Raw genomic sequence first — 14,363 nt, 5'->3', positions numbered from 1 at the left:
AGTCTTTGCGAATGGATTTTCTGAAGCGAACGAGCCGGACCAGATCATCCTTCCCGTTCCGTCATGCGACGGAACTGGGGTTTGGCCTTCTTCTTGTGGTGGCGGTCCTCATTGCCGTCCTGGCGCTGACCACGCGTGAGAGTGGGATCGGACCGTCTCCGGGCCTTGCTGCCAGCACGCCGCAACCGAGCCGGGCAGCGGTTCCCAACGTCGACATCATCGGCGACTCCTACGTTGTTGGCTCCGACCAAGGCGGCTACGGGGCAGCCAATTGGACAAAGATTGTCGGGACGCGCTTTTACGACGAGTCTCATCCGATCGATATGAACGTGATCGGCCATCCGGGCGCCGGATACATCGTCAGGGGCACTGAGAAAGTCACGTTCGCCGAAGCCGCCACCGCTAGTTTGCGCTCGACGGCAGACCTGGTTCTCGTCTTCGGGAGCAGAAATGACGGTAAGCAGAACCCTGCCACCATGGCGGCAGCGGCCACGGATCTCTACACAAAGATCCACGAGCGGGCGCCCCGGGCAAAGGTGATCGTGGTCGGGCCGGCCTGGGTCGACGAAAAGGTGCCCGACTTCATCAGCAGCGACAGCAAGGCGATCGCCGGCGCAGCGTCCGCCGCCGGCATTCAGTTCGTCAACCCGTTGAGCGACCGCTGGTTTTTCGGCGCCGATGCCAAGCTCATAGGAGCCGACGGCGTCCACCCGACCGACGCCGGCCATCAGTACCTCGCAGGCAAGATGTATGGATTGATTTCTAAGACCCTGGCCACCATGGCTACCCCCTAGGCTGCATTGTGCCATCACGGGACATCGTTGTCCCGGAACCGCTCCCGGATCACTGCGGGGCCAGGCGACCGGCCAAAGACAGCGTTCGGCGGAATTTCCCCGCGGACTACGGTGAGCGGCTCCACCATAGCTGACCGGCCGATGTGAGCTCCGCCTAGCACCATGCACCGCGTCGTTACCCAGGCGCCGTCGTCTATATGGACCGGGCTGGTGATCAGACCCATGTCGCTGCGGGCCCGGTGGCTTCCCGTGGTGATGAAGCACTCCTGCGAAATCACCACGTTGGAGCCAACGTAGACATCGTCCTGGTTGTGAAACCAAACTCCTTCGCCAATCCAGCAGCCGGCCCCGATGTGGAGCTTCCACGGAAACTTGACGCGGGTCCGGGGCCGGAATGTGACACCCGGACCGATCTCGGCGCCAAAAGCCCGGAGCGCGGCGACCCTGAGCCGTGAACTTATCTGCCAGGGGTTGCTCACGAACAGCAGTTCGCATACCCCCCACAAGTAGACAGTCGTCCGGGGTTTGTCCCACGCTTCACCGGCGCCGGGCGCCATGGCCAGATCAATGACCGGTGTTTGCCGCTCTGTTCCGGAGCCAGGAGTTGGAGCAAGCATCAAAATACCGCCTCTGCCGTCTGCGCGGCCTCATGTGGTGCTGGAACTCCGCCGGCAACCGCCATGGCCAGCACTTCTTCGAATCGGGTAGCGATCGGACCGATCCCAAACCGCTCCACGGCGAGCTGACGGCTGCGCCCTCCGGCCAACACCAACGACGCCGGGGACTGTGCCATCTTGTGCAGCCATTCGGCGGCGCCCTTCACACCCTGTGCGTCCGGTTGGCCCACGTACCCTCCCACCGCTTGGATGTCCAGAGCGGCAGGATTGTCCCGTGGCATGAGTCCCAGGACGGGTCGGCCGGCTGCCAGGGACGAGAGCACTTTGCTGGGTATCGAAAACCTTGATGCCCCCGGTTCAAGGAGAGTAAGGAGCACATCTGCCGAGCCGAGCATGTCAGGCAGTTCAGCGGCAGGCTGGAACGGCAGCAGAGTGATTGGCAGTTCTGGTTGCCGCTCCGCGATCTCCCGCACGGCCTCAATCCCCTCTCCCTCCGAGGCGACCACGAGACGTGCCTCGATGCCCTTGTCGAGAGTGGCGCGCAGCAGGTCAATCAACAGCACCGGGTTGTGCTTCCGGCCAAGCGTTCCGGCATAAAGCAGACGTATCCCCCGGTCCTGCGGGAGGTGGGCGAGTGCCCACGCGTTTTCCCTTGGGCGGGGGACAATCTCGCCGATCGGCGCCCAATTCGGGATGACAGACACGTGGCGCACATCGATGCCCCAGCGCCGGTAGGCCCGGCGGAATTCTTCACCGATCGCGACGACCTGGCTGGCGCTGCGGACCAGTTTCTTCTCCATCCTCGTGACCCATCGCTGCGCCGACGGACCGACGGCTGCGGGCAACCGCTTGCTGATCTCTTCTCCGATCGCGCTGCTAAAGAGGTCTTGGTGCCACAACACCCACGGCTGCCCCGACTTCGCCATGGTCGAACTGAATTTGTTCAACACGAACAACGGAACGTTGCACGCCACGACGCAGTCGGGGCGTGCCTGTTCGAGGTGGCCGACCCACGCCTTGGCAAATGACCTCTCGAACCGCACCCGTCCCAACGGCGAGTACTTTTCGAAGGTCCTGGCCGCGGTGATTCCGCGAAAGGTCAATGAGTCAGGGTCACCGTCCAGACGCTCCAGCTTTCCCTTGCCACTCGCATACTGGGTCGCGTAGGCGTGCTCGACGTCGTGTCCCCGGGCCGCGAGTTCCCGGGACAACTCTGCCTGGAAAGGGTGTCCGGCAAAGTCGTGAATGTGGATGCGCACTCAGGTTCACCCCTGTGCCTTGATCTGGTCGAAAATCCACCCGTAGGTCTTTTCAAGTCCCTCCCGGAGCGTGATGGACGGCTCCCAGCCGTAGGTGGCGCGGTAGAGGGTGTTGTCGCTGTTCCGTCCGCGCACTCCCTGGGGTGCATCCAGCTTGTAACGCCTGGTTACCACGGTGCCGGAGATCTGCTCTAGGAGATCCACCATCTGGTTGATCGAGACCAATTCGGACGAGCCCAGGTTCACCGGCTCGGCCAAATCGCCGTGCAGGATATCTATGGTGCCCCGGACGCAGTCATCGATATACATGAAGCTGCGAGTCTGCTCCCCGTCGCCCCAGATCTCCAGGTTGGTGTCTCCCGTCAGCGTCGCCCGGGCGAACTTGCGCGCGAGGGCTGCCGGCGCCTTCTCGCGCCCGCCGTCCCACGTGCCGTGTGGGCCGTAGACGTTGTGATAGCGGGCGATCCTCGTCTGCAAACCGAAGTCCTCCCGGTAGTGCCGGGCCATGCGTTCGGTAAACAGCTTCTCCCAGCCGTAGCCGTCTTCCGGCTGCGCAGGGTAGGCATCTTCCTCGCGCAATGCGATGACGTTAGCGGAGGTCTGATGTCCCGCAGCGTAGACGCAGGCTGAGCTGCTGTAGAAGAACCGCTCAACACCAGCTTCCTGCGCCGCCATAAGCATGTGCGTGCTGGTAAGCACTGTCAGCATGCAGGCGGCCTTGTTGTTCTCAATAAACCCCATGCCGCCCATGTCAGCGGCCAGGTTGTACACGTGCTGCACCCCCCGGTTGACCTCACGGGCCGTCTCCAGCAGCGAGCAGTCGCCTTGCACGTTCTCCGCCGCCGAGTGAACCTGGTACCACTCTGCAAACGGCTTGCTATCTACTGCCCGGACAGATTGTCCGTCTTTGAGGAGTTGCGCCACCAAATGGCCGCCGATGAATCCACCAGCCCCCGAAACAAGTGTGGTCATAGCCTTGCCTTTCTAGTTTTGTAGATCAGAAACCTTGGGTTTGTCAGTAAGCCCCGACCGGTTTGATGAGCATCTTGGCTGTGCGCCACAGGATGATCAGGTCGCCGGCCAGTGACCAGTTTTCGACGTAGTACAAATCCAGGCGGACGCTGTCCTGCCAGTTCAGCTCCGACCTGCCGTTGATCTGCCACATGCCGGTCAGGCCCGGCTTGATGTACAGCCGCCTGAGAACCTTGTGCTGGTAGTTATCGACCTCGCGCTGCAGAGGGGGCCGTGGACCGACCAAGCTCATGTCACCCTTCAAGACGTTCCAGAACTGCGGCAACTCGTCCAGGGAGTGCTTTCGCATCCACCGCCCGACCTGCGTGACCCTGGGATCGTTCTGCATCTTGAAGAGCACTCCCGCGCCCTCGTTGTGTTCTAGAAGCCCGGCGAGGTCGTCCTCTGCGGTTTCGACCATCGACCGGAATTTCAACATGTTGAACTTGTCCCCGCCGCGGCCCACCCGCTCCTGCTTGAAGAGCACCGGACCCGGGCTGTCCCGTTTGATGAGTACGCCGAGGACAAGAAACACCGGCATGAGCGCCACCAAAGCGGCTGCGGCCAGCGTGATATCGAAGAACCTCTTCAAGGCGTGCTTGGCGCCGGAGTACTGGGGCAGCTCCACGTGCATGAGGGGAAGTCCCTCAACGGGACGGGAATGGATCCGGGGACCGGCCACATTGGTCAGTCCGGTGGTGAGGATCAGCTGGGTGGAGGACTGTTCCAGCTTCCATCCCAGCCTTTGTATGTAGCGGCTGCCGCCCTTCATGGGTCCGGCCACCACGACGGCATCGGCGTCCACGGAAGCCACTGCTTCCACGACGCTCCGCTCGTCTCCAACCACCGTAAAGATCTGGTTGCCCTGCGTGAAAGCGCCTGGGCCGTGGGACCCAGCAAGCGCAACGCCTACGACCTTGTACGCCGCTCCGGATTTCTTTGCTATTTGGCTGACGACGTATCGGACGTCGTTTGGCCGGCCCAGTACGATCACGCGCGAAAGGTAGTGGCCGTGAACCCGCTGCCTGGACAACCACTGACGCAGGCCCCAGCGCGCCATCAGGAGGCCTGCCAGCCCGGCGGGAAGGGCGAGTGCGAAGAATCCCCGGGCAACGTCGATATTCAGAACAAAGCAAACCAAGGCGATGAGGCCCAACAGCATTGCGCTTGCACTGACAACGCGCCTGTATTCGTCGATCCCGATTCCGACAATCCGCGTATCCCTGCTCTTGTACAGTCCCAGCGACAGCATCCAGGCGGCCGCGATGACCACGGAGATTTGAAGATAGTCAATGTGGAGTCCGCCCACGCCCACCGAGCTCGCGGCGCTCAAGCCGAATCGGGTGATGTGGGCGGCTGCGGTGACCGCGGCGATGACCAGGGCGTCCGCGGCAATCAGCAGCCGGCGGTAACGGTTTGCCCAGCGAATTCCCTCGCGCCGCGAGCTGCTCGCCAGGCGGAGTTTCGCGGACCTGAAGTCTGGGAATGCGATTGATGGCGGGGCCAGCGCTACCCCGCCGCCGCCGCCAACGGCGCCCGGTAAATCCTGCGGCCATGCGGGGACCCGCACATGATCCGGCGAACGAAACCCCGGGTGGACCGGGACGCGTTGTTTGAGCTCACTCATTCTCCCCTCCCGTTACGCCCAGGAGAAGACTCACTCGAAGCGCGCCAGGTGCCTGATGTTGCCCGATCCGTATCGCCGCACGGCGCCGATTTTCCTGGCACGCGAGGCTGGCTGAGCCCACCCGTTGGCAACAAAGGATGGACCACCATCAACATGTGGTCGTACATAGTGAGACCCTCTAGCGACTTGGTTGGTTGTGGTCTCCCCTAGTAAATTCGATGCCCTTCCCCCGCACACGAGTGGGCTCTACCCTTCTTGGATTTGGGAACCACTCGTGATGGTCGGGGCCGCGGCCTGACTACTCGCATCGACTACCCGGATCTGAGATAGGACTACCCATTCGACAGCGGCATCGGGCCGGTTCTTCGGCGCAAACTGACGGGCACCCCATGCCGTCTCGAGCAAAGGGGTCCTTGGGGCTGCCTTACAACTTGGAGATGGCGCCGAAGCCCAGAGTCTCAGCCGCAGCCCAGGCAGGTAAGTCTTCGTGGAATCCCGTGCCGCTGTTCAATGACGCCGCCAGACTGGGGTAATGTAAATCTCGTTGTTTCACCGGGGCAAAGTCCAGCACTCTGACTGGCCCCACTGCGGCTGTAGCTCAATGGTAGAGCGCTAGCTTCCCAAGCTTGATACGCGGGTTCGATTCCCGTCAGCCGCTCCAATTCCACTCCCGCGCTTCCGCGCCGCTCCCCGGGCCTGCCATTAGGTTGCTACCTGTATGGTCAGAAGTCAGGAACCTCTTCGGTTCCGCTACAGGAGCAATCATGGCTGACAAGTCCCCCCGTCAAGCAGCATCCAAAAAAGCCGGCAAATCCATCAAGGAAAAGCGCGCTGACAAGAGGGCCGCTTCTGCGCCGGCCAGCTCACTGGACAAGGTGACCGCCGCAAAGACGGCGAGCCCGAAAAAGAAGTGATCGGTTCCTCGAACCACCTCACCCTCGGTGTCCTCGCCAGCACCCGCAAACCGGACGAGCGACGCCTCCCCATCCACCCCCTGCACCTGGACCGCATCGCGCCGGAAATCCGGGAACGCCTGATCCTCGAGGAAGGCTACGGCGAGCGCTTCGGCCTCTCCGACGCCGAGCTCGCGCCCCTCGTGGGGCGGATCGCGCCGCGAAAGCAGCTGCTGGCCGACGCCGACGTCGTCCTCCTGCCCAAGCCGCAGCCCGAAGACCTGGCCGAACTCCGGGACGGGCAGGTCCTCTGGGGCTGGCCGCACTGCGTCCAGGACCGGGCCATCACCCAGCTGGCGATCGACAAGAAGCTCACGCTCATCGCCTTCGAGGCCATGAACCACTGGGCCAGCGACGGCGGCTTCGGCCTGCATGTCTTCCACAAGAACAACGAGCTCGCCGGCTACTGCTCCGTGCTGCATGCCCTGGCGCTGACCGGTTCCACCGGAGACTACGGCCGCCGGCTGAGCGCGGTCGTGATCGGTTTCGGGGCCACCGCCCGCGGCGCCGTCACGGCACTGAATGCCCACGGCGTCCATGACGTGCAGGTGCTGACCAACCGTGGGGTTGCCGCCGTAGGCTCGCCCATCCATTCGGTCCGGATCGCACAGTTCGACCACGACAACGAGGCACCGTTCCTGAGCGAGGTCATCACCGAGCGCGGGCGCGTGCCGCTGGCGCCGTTCCTCGCCGGCAGCGACATCGTGGTCAACTGCACGTTGCAGGACCCCAACGCGCCGCTGACCTACCTGCGCACCGAGGACCTCGACGCCTTCCGGCCCGGCAGCCTGATTGTGGACGTGTCCTGCGACGAGGGCATGGGCTTTAGCTGGGCGAAAACCACCACCTTCGCCGAGCCGATGTTCCAGGTGGGCCACCACATCGACTACTACGCCGTGGACCACAGCCCGTCCTATCTCTGGAACTCCTCCAGCTGGGAAATCAGCGAGGCGCTGCTGCCGTTCCTCGAGACGGTGGTCTCAGGTCCCGGAGCCTGGGCGGGGAACGAGACCATCCGCCGCGCGATAGAAATCCGCGACGGCGTGGTCCTCAACCCGGATGTGCTGCAGTTCCAGCAGCGGGAGCCGGAGTTCCCGCACCGCCCCCTGGCGCCCTAGCAGCGCCCGTCTCCGGGTTTCGACGACGAAATGGGCAGCCGCTGCGTGGATCCACGCAGCGGCTGCCCTATTTTCGGCAGGAAAGCTAAGGTGTGGCGGCCGCCTTCCGCCCGCCCTGGTTCCGGACGATCCGCAGCAGCCGGCGCCGGTCCTTCAGGTCCACCTTGAGCATGAGCTGCCCGCGCCGGGCAAGGACAACGCCGACAGTCGCGGCGGCCAGCATCGGCACACTCCCGGAAACCAGGACAGCGGTGTGCGGGTTGGTGTGCTCGGCCAGCCAGCCCATGATCGGCCCGCCGATGGCCTGGCCGCCGATCAGCACCATGATGTACAGGCTCATGACCCGTCCGCGGATGGCCAGGTTGGAGCTGACCTGGACCCGCTGGTTGGCGGCGGTCAGGAACATCAGGCACCAGAAACCGGCCAGCACCATGGCCGCGCCGAACCACTCCATCGACGGCGCCAGGGAAGCCAGGCACAGCATGAGCCCGTACATCCCGGCGCCCAGGACCACCGAGCGAAGCCGCAATGCGCGACGCCGGGCCGAGGTGATGGCTCCAGCCAGCGCGCCCAGGGCCACGAGGGTGTTGAGCAGCCCGTAGCCGCCGGCACCGGCGTCGTACACGTGGTCGGCGAACGCCGCCAGCAGCACAGGCAGGCTCATCGCGAATACCGCGACGAAACCGGCCATCAGCCAAGGCCAGTAGATGGTGGGTTTGCTGAGCGCATAGTCCAGCCCTTCCCGGAGCATGCCCCGGCGCTTGGGGACCGGCGTGCTGACATGCAGCTGGTCTTTGCGCAGGCTCAGGAGCATGGCCACGGTGAAGCAGCAGGCCACCGCGTTGCCGGCAAAGGCCCAGCCGGCGCCCACGGCGGTCAGCAGGATCCCGGCGATCGCCGGACCGATCAGGCCGCCGAGCTGGAAGATCGTGGAGTTCACGCTGATTGCGTTCCGCAGGTAGCGGGGGCCCACGAGCTCGTTGACGAACACCTGACGTGCCGGCTGGTCCAGCACGGTCACGAAGCCCAGGACCAGCGCGATCGCGTAGACGTGCCCCACCTCGATCCGCTGGCTGAGCGCCAGGACGGCAAGGAGCGCGGCCAGTGCAGCGGCCACCGATTGGCACAGCATGAGGATCTTCCGCTTCGGGAAGCGGTCCGCCATCATGCCGGCCCACGGGCCAAGGAACAGGGACGGCAGGAACTGCAAGGCCACGGTGACGCCGACGGCGGTGACGGAGCCGGAGAGCTGGAGCACCAGCCAATCCTGGGCGATCCGCTGCATCCAGAGCGCGATCACGGCGATGAAGTGCCCGATCGCGAAGATACGGAAGTTGCGGACCTTCAGCGAAATGAAGGTGTGGCGCCAGGGCAGGCGCTCGTTGACGACGGCGAGTGGTTGGGTGATGGTGTCCGGCAGGGAAGCGGTGTTCGCGTCTAGCGGCGGAGGCGGTGCCACGGAAAAGTCCTCAAAAGAGCGGGTGAGCGGGATGGACTTAACGCTAGGCTGGCCCCAAGAGATTATGGAAGCCTATTCCACGCATAACTCGCATTACAAAACGCAATGCTGCGGTTGCGGCAACTGATCCGGGGGCCCCATGTTCGAACCCGCCCAGCTCCGCTCGTTCCTTGCCGTGGCCGAAACCCTGAGTTTCACCAAGGCCGCCGAACGCCTCGGCGTGGCCCAGCCCACCGTCAGCCAGCACGTCCGCAAGCTGGAGTCCGCCGCCAAGCGGGTGCTGATTGCCCGGGACACCCGGGATGTGCGGTTGACCGACAACGGCGATGCCATGGCCGGGTTCGCCCGGAGCATCCTCGCCGCGCACGATTCCGCCGCCCGGTATTTCTCCGGATCCGCCATGCGCGGGCGCCTGCGCTTCGGCACGGCCGACGACCTTGCCATCACCGGCCTGCCCCGTATCCTCCGGGAGTTCCGGCAGATCTATCCGCAGATCAACCTCGAGCTGACGGTGGGCCAGAGCGACCAGCTCTACAAGCGCCTCAACGCCGGTCAGCTGGACCTTGTTTTTGTGAAATGGGTGGCGGGGGCCAAAGACGGGACCGTGGTCCAGCAGGACGCCTTCGCCTGGGTCGGCCTGGAGCAGACCGTGCTGGATCCGGCCGATCATGTCCCGCTGATCGCCTACCCCTCCCCCAGCCTGAGCCGGAAGCTGGCGATCGATGCGCTCGAGGCCACGGGCCGCACTTGGCGGATCACCTGTACCACGCGGCAGATCAGCGGCGTGCTGGCCGCCGTCCGGGCCGGCATTGGGGTGGCGGTCATGCCATCCTCCCTGGTGCCGGTGGACCTGAAAATTATCACCCGCCGGTTCGATCTGCCACCCGTGGGCGACGTCGACTTCACGCTCATCCGCAACCCGCTGGCCAATACCGAGGTGATCGATGCCCTCACGCAGGCGATCGTGGGCCGGACCCTGAAGCGCCCGGCGTGACTCCGGCCTGACGCCGCACTGATACCCCGGCTGATACCCGGGGGCCCAGCCTGAGGCCGCGGCCGGACCCCGGCCGGGCGCGGATCCGTCCGCGGTACTTACGCGGCGCGCTACCCGGACGCGTGCAGTACTTACTTGACCATTGAACGGTGCAGGTACTTCATCTATCCTGACACTACTCAAGCTATACCGTTCGAGGTCAAGCAGTGGCCCGCGACAATGATTCGAAATAACGAGCGCTGTCCGTCGCTGATGCCGTATGGCTGACGCCGGAGCGTTCGGGATAGGCCCGCCAATGATGCCAGCCGTTAACCACCCCCGATTGTCCACCCCCCACGCGCCCAAGGCCGCCCGTCCGGCAACCGCGCCGGCGCACCCTGCAGCGGCCATGCACCACCAGGGCGCAACGATGCAGCACCCCAGCGCCGCCCAGCACGCAACCACCGCGGGCCACCGGGGCATTCGTCCTGCCACCCTCGCGGAGTCCGAGTATGTGGCCAGCCCGTACTGCGAACGCTGCGGCACGGACGAGTTCATTTACCTTGAGACCTTCGTCCCTGCGACGCACCGGCGGGACGGCTCGGTCAGCAAGCTCGGCGAGGTCACGTACTTCTGCTCGGGCTGCGACGACTTTTCGGCCCACGCGGTCCCCGCCTCCTGGGTGCCGCCGGGCTGGTACTTCGGCTAAGAGTCCCGGGGCTTAACGCCGTCGCCGCCGTGCCGCACCTTTCGGTGCCCGCACGGCGGCGACGGCGTTTTAGCACGCCTGGGTTAGGGTCTGAGCAGCCTAGATCAGGGCGTCGGAGATGTGGTTGGGCGTGCCGAAACGGTGCGCCGTGATGCTGATGGCCTGCTCGTGCAGGAACGGCAGCAGCTCCACGCGTCCCGCTTCCGTGACGGGGTGGACGTACACCGCCAGGTCGGGGCGGCCGCCCGTCGCCTCGAACAGTGACTTGGCGTCCCCGCCGATCAGCCGGATCCGGGCGCCGGAGAGCTTGCCCGCCGCGGAGAGCTTGCCGGCTGAAGCGAGCCATTCGGCGTCGTTCTCAACAGTGGCGGCGATGCCGAGCCCGGAGAGGACGGCGCGCAGCTGGGCGGGCAGTTCGACGCCGGTGGAAACCGTCAGGTCGGACCCGGCCAGGACGCCGGCGGCAACGGTCCGCACCAGGGCGGCCAGCGGCTCGCCTTCGGCGAGGCGGACGGTGACGGGCAGCGCACGGTAGCGGAACACGTTGCGCTCCGCGCTCAGGCCCGAGACGTCCTTCGCGGCGCCGAACTCTTCGGCCCAGGCGCGGGCGTCGGAGGCGAGGGCGCGCTGCAGCGGTGCGAGTTCGTCGGCCGTCAGGAAGCCCTTGGCCGCGTCCTCGATCCGGCGGACGCCGGGGTGGGCGGGAGCTGCGCCCGGCGTGCCCGCGGCGGTGCTGGGCTTGCTGACCCATTCGCCGAGGCCGACGAGGTAGTTCGGCCCGCCGGCCTTGGTGCCGGCGCCGACGGCGGATTTCTTCCAGCCACCGAACGGCTGGCGCTGGACGATCGCGCCGGTGATGCCGCGGTTGATGTAGAGGTTGCCGGCCTGGATGGTGTCCAGCCAGGTCCCCAGCTCTTCGCTGTTCAGCGAGTGCAGGCCCGCGGTGAGGCCGTATTCGATCTGGTTCTGGATCGCGATGGCCTCCTCGAGGGTCTCCGCGGTCATCACGCCGAGGACGGGGCCGAAGAACTCGGTGAGGTGGAAGTAGGATCCGCGGCGGACGCCTGAACGTACGCCCGGGCTCCAGAGCTTGCCCGTGTCATCGAGCTTCCGCGGTTCCACGGCCCAGGTCTCGCCCTCGCCGAGGGTGGTGAGGGCGTTCAGGAGCTTGCCCTTGGCGGGCTCGATGATCGGGCCCATCTGGCTCGCCGGGTCCTCCGGGTAGCCCACCTTCAGCGAGGTGACGGCGTCGATCAGCTGGTTGTGGAAGCGCTTCGATTTCGCAACGGAGCCGACGAGGATCACCAGGGAGGCGGCGGAGCACTTCTGGCCGGCGTGGCCGAAGGCGGAGTACGCGACGTCCTTGGCCGCGAGGTCCAGATCCGCGCTCGGGGTGACGATGATGGCGTTCTTGCCGCTGGTCTCGGCCAGCAGGGGCAGGTCCTTACGGAACGAGCGGAAGAGCTCGGCGGTCTCGTAACCGCCGGTCAGGATGACGCGGTCCACGGCCGGGTGGGAAATCAGCTGCTGGCCCAGTTCCCGCTCGCCCAGCTGGACCATGGTGAGGACGTCGCGGGGAACGCCGGCCTCCCAGAGGGCCTCGATCATGACCGCGCCGCTGCGGCGGGCCTGCTTGGCGGGCTTGATCACGACGGCGGAGCCGGCGGCGAGGGCCGCGAGGGTGGAGCCAGCCGGGATGGCGACCGGGAAGTTCCACGGCGGCGTCACGACGGTGAGCTTGGCCGGGACGAACGTGGCGCCGTCGACGTCGTCGAGCTTGCGGGCGGATTCGGCGTAGTAGTGCGCGAAGTCCACGGCCTCGCTGACCTCGGGATCGCCCTGGTCGATCGTCTTGCCGGTCTCGCTGGCCATGACCTCGAGGAGATCGGCGCGGCGGGCCTCGAGGACGTCGCCGGCGCGGTGCAGGATTTCGGCGCGCTCGGCGCCGGAGAGTGCACCCCAGGCCTTGCCCTTCTCGACTGCGGTGTCGATGACCGTGTTCAGGGTCGCGGCATCGTTGATCGTGGCGGCCTCGACGGCGGCGTTGCCCAGTGTCGACGTCGCCACACGGCCCAGGATGGCCCGGCCCCAGTCGCGGTTGGCGGGCAGCGACGGATCGGTGTCCGGGGTGTTCTCGAACGAGTCGTGCGGCAGCGGCGCCGCCGGGAGGGCGCGGTTCTGCCGGCGGTTCGGGGCCGGGACCTCGTCGTCGAGCTTGGCGAGCGAGGCGAGGAAGCGCTGCTTCTCACGCCCGAAGAGGGATTCGTTCTCGCTGAGTTCGAAGACGGCGGACATGAAGTTGTCCTGGCTGGCGCCCTCTTCGAGGCGGCGGATCAGGTAGGCGATCGCGACGTCGAACTCGGCGGGGTGGACCACCGGGGTGTAGAGCAGGAGGGAGCCGACGTCTTTCTTGACGGCTTCGGCCTGGCCCTGGGCCATGCCGAGCAGCATCTCGAATTCGATGCTCTCCTCTGCGGTATCCGCGATGCCACGCTGCTTGGCCAGGAGCCAGGCGAAGGCGATGTCGAAGAGGTTGTGCCCGGCCACGCCGATCCGGATGTTGCGGATCCGGTCCGGGTGCAGCGAGTAGTTGATGACGCGCTTGTAGTTGGTGTCCGAGTCCTGCTTGGTGCCCCAAGTGGCGAGCGGCCAGTCATGCAGGGAGGCTTCGACCTGCTCCATGGGCAGGTTGGCGCCCTTGACCACACGGACCTTGATGGCGGCGCCACCGTCGGCGCGGCGGGCGGCGGCCCAGTCCTGCAGGCGGATCATCGCGGACAGGGCATCCGGGAGGTAGGCCTGGAGCACGATGCCGGCCTCGAGGTTCTTGAACTCGGGCTTGTCCAGGATCCGGGTGAAGACCGCGATGGTCATGTCCAAGTCCTTGTATTCCTCCATGTCCAGGTTGATGAACTTGGCTTTGGAGAAGGAGGCGGCGCGGGCGAAGAGCGGGGTGAGCTTCTCCACGACGTGCTCCACGGCCTCATCGAAGGCCCACGCGGAGTGCGGGGCCACGGTGGAGGAGACCTTGATCGAGACGTAGTCGACGTCCGGCCGGGACAGCAGGGTGTGCGTGCCCTCAAGCCGGCGGGAGGCCTCGTGCTCGCCGAGCACGGCCTCGCCGAGGAGGTTGACGTTGAGCTTGATGCCGTCCTTGCGGATCTTGGCGATGGCCGGGCCCAGCTTGGCGTCGGTGGCGTCGACAATGAGGTGGCCGACCATTTCCCGCAGCACCCGGCGGGCAACCGGGATGACCACCTGTGGCAGGACCGGGGCCATGGTGCCGCCGAGGCGGACGGCGCTGCGCATGTACCAGGGCAGGAAGGCGGGGACCTTCGGGGCCAGGGCGGCGAGGTTGCGGGCGGCGACCTGCAGGTCTTCGGGACGGACGACGCCGTCGACGAACCCGACCGTGAAGTCCAGGCCGTTGGGGTCCTTCAGGACCCCGGCAAGCTGCTCGGCCGAGGCGTCGACGGGCACCTTTGCGGCTTCGGTGAGCCAGTGGCGCACCAGCGCGATGGTGTCCTCGGCGAGGGCTGCGGCCTCAAGGACCGTGGAGCCTTCCGAAACGGCGGCGTGCGTGGCTTCGTTGCCTGCGGCGCTCTCTGCTGCGTTTCCGGTGGTTGCGCCGGGCTCCGTGGAGATGTTGGTCATGGCTGGAACTCGCTCATTTCTCAAGATGTGGACCTCTTATGAATCAGTATGCGACCGGATTTTCATAAGATAAAGCGAAGTTTTCTGAGCAATACCGGTTAGAAAATCCGAAGGATCGTTTTCCCGCCCGAACGTTCGGAAACCACCCCGAACCCTTAAAAACCCGTTGCGCTATCACTTCTGGCCCTT

The 14,363-nt window shown here is 65.6% G+C and carries 11 protein-coding genes and 1 tRNA gene; 6 read left to right on the top strand and 6 right to left on the bottom strand.

All coding sequences use genetic code 11. From position 1 onward, the window contains the following. Positions 1–11 precede the first annotated feature (11 nt). Positions 12–794 carry an SGNH/GDSL hydrolase family protein gene (locus AC1DEM_RS19250; protein WP_476885889.1) on the top strand — a complete coding sequence of 261 codons (783 nt, stop codon included), beginning with the start codon at positions 12–14 and terminating at the stop codon, positions 792–794. Positions 795–808: 14 nt separating this feature from the next. On the opposite strand, the gene AC1DEM_RS19245 is transcribed toward AC1DEM_RS19250, so the two are convergent. The 4 genes from AC1DEM_RS19245 to AC1DEM_RS19230 are packed head-to-tail and all read right to left on the bottom strand — an operon-like array spanning position 809 to position 5,308. Further along, a complete protein-coding gene (locus AC1DEM_RS19245) occupies positions 809–1,411 on the bottom strand; it encodes an LbetaH domain-containing protein (protein WP_476885888.1) in 603 nt (200 codons plus the stop codon). After that, entirely contained in the window at positions 1,411–2,670 is a 1,260-nt protein-coding gene (locus tag AC1DEM_RS19240; protein WP_476885887.1) for a glycosyltransferase family 4 protein, read from the bottom strand. Before AC1DEM_RS19240 ends, AC1DEM_RS19245 begins: the two co-directional genes overlap by 1 nt. A 6-nt stretch (positions 2,671–2,676) precedes the next feature. Further along, positions 2,677–3,642 carry an NAD-dependent epimerase/dehydratase family protein gene (locus AC1DEM_RS19235; RefSeq protein ID WP_476885886.1) on the bottom strand — a complete coding sequence of 322 codons (966 nt, stop codon included), beginning with the start codon at positions 3,640–3,642 and terminating at the stop codon, positions 2,677–2,679. Between the two features lie 43 nt (positions 3,643–3,685). Continuing rightward, positions 3,686–5,308, bottom strand: coding sequence for a sugar transferase (locus AC1DEM_RS19230; RefSeq protein WP_476885885.1), 1,623 nt, complete (start codon positions 5,306–5,308; stop codon positions 3,686–3,688). A 587-nt stretch (positions 5,309–5,895) separates the two neighbouring features. Between AC1DEM_RS19230 and AC1DEM_RS19225 the strand changes: the two genes are divergently transcribed. The 3 genes from AC1DEM_RS19225 (at position 5,896) to AC1DEM_RS19215 (ending at position 7,379) form a co-directional block, all read left to right on the top strand. Then, a tRNA-Gly gene (locus AC1DEM_RS19225) sits at positions 5,896–5,969 on the top strand. 103 nt (positions 5,970–6,072) lie between these two features. Then, positions 6,073–6,222, top strand: a complete 150-nt coding sequence (locus AC1DEM_RS19220) for a hypothetical protein (RefSeq protein WP_167467922.1) — start codon at positions 6,073–6,075, stop codon at positions 6,220–6,222. Continuing rightward, complete coding sequence (locus AC1DEM_RS19215) at positions 6,219–7,379, top strand: N(5)-(carboxyethyl)ornithine synthase (protein ID WP_476885884.1); 1,161 nt, start codon at positions 6,219–6,221, stop codon at positions 7,377–7,379. Before AC1DEM_RS19220 ends, AC1DEM_RS19215 begins: the two co-directional genes overlap by 4 nt. An 85-nt stretch (positions 7,380–7,464) precedes the next feature. On the opposite strand, the gene AC1DEM_RS19210 is transcribed toward AC1DEM_RS19215, so the two are convergent. Next, the gene (locus AC1DEM_RS19210; RefSeq protein ID WP_476885883.1) at positions 7,465–8,838 is read right to left on the bottom strand and encodes an MFS transporter; all 1,374 of its coding nucleotides are present in this window, start codon (positions 8,836–8,838) and stop codon (positions 7,465–7,467) included. Positions 8,839–8,977: 139 nt separating this feature from the next. Here AC1DEM_RS19210 and AC1DEM_RS19205 point away from each other — a divergent pair, with 139 nt between their 5' ends. Together AC1DEM_RS19205 and AC1DEM_RS19200 are read left to right on the top strand one after the other, a co-directional pair. After that, entirely contained in the window at positions 8,978–9,832 is an 855-nt protein-coding gene (locus tag AC1DEM_RS19205) for a LysR substrate-binding domain-containing protein (RefSeq protein WP_476885882.1), read from the top strand. A 322-nt stretch (positions 9,833–10,154) separates the two neighbouring features. Beyond that, entirely contained in the window at positions 10,155–10,520 is a 366-nt protein-coding gene (locus tag AC1DEM_RS19200) for a hypothetical protein (protein ID WP_476885881.1), read from the top strand. A 99-nt stretch (positions 10,521–10,619) separates the two neighbouring features. Here AC1DEM_RS19200 and AC1DEM_RS19195 read toward each other — a convergent pair whose 3' ends face one another. Then, a complete protein-coding gene (locus AC1DEM_RS19195; protein ID WP_476885880.1) occupies positions 10,620–14,174 on the bottom strand; it encodes a proline dehydrogenase family protein in 3,555 nt (1,184 codons plus the stop codon). Between the last annotated feature and the right edge of the window lie 189 nt (positions 14,175–14,363).

Source organism: Arthrobacter sp. 05T420 (assembly GCF_056396305.1).
This window is presented reverse-complemented; position numbering and strand designations above follow the sequence as displayed.

What these genes read in the sequence shown, in the direction of transcription:
- AC1DEM_RS19250 (WP_476885889.1), top strand. Translation starts at nt 12, where the DNA reads ATGGATTTTCTGAAGCGAACGAGCCGGACCAGATCATCCTTCCCGTTC.
- AC1DEM_RS19245 (WP_476885888.1), bottom strand. Translation starts at nt 1,411, where the DNA reads ATGCTTGCTCCAACTCCTGGCTCCGGAACAGAGCGGCAAACACCGGTC.
- AC1DEM_RS19235 (WP_476885886.1), bottom strand. Translation starts at nt 3,642, where the DNA reads ATGACCACACTTGTTTCGGGGGCTGGTGGATTCATCGGCGGCCATTTG.
- AC1DEM_RS19230 (WP_476885885.1), bottom strand. Translation starts at nt 5,308, where the DNA reads ATGAGTGAGCTCAAACAACGCGTCCCGGTCCACCCGGGGTTTCGTTCG.
- AC1DEM_RS19220 (WP_167467922.1), top strand. Translation starts at nt 6,073, where the DNA reads ATGGCTGACAAGTCCCCCCGTCAAGCAGCATCCAAAAAAGCCGGCAAA.
- AC1DEM_RS19205 (WP_476885882.1), top strand. Translation starts at nt 8,978, where the DNA reads ATGTTCGAACCCGCCCAGCTCCGCTCGTTCCTTGCCGTGGCCGAAACC.
- AC1DEM_RS19195 (WP_476885880.1), bottom strand. Translation starts at nt 14,174, where the DNA reads ATGACCAACATCTCCACGGAGCCCGGCGCAACCACCGGAAACGCAGCA.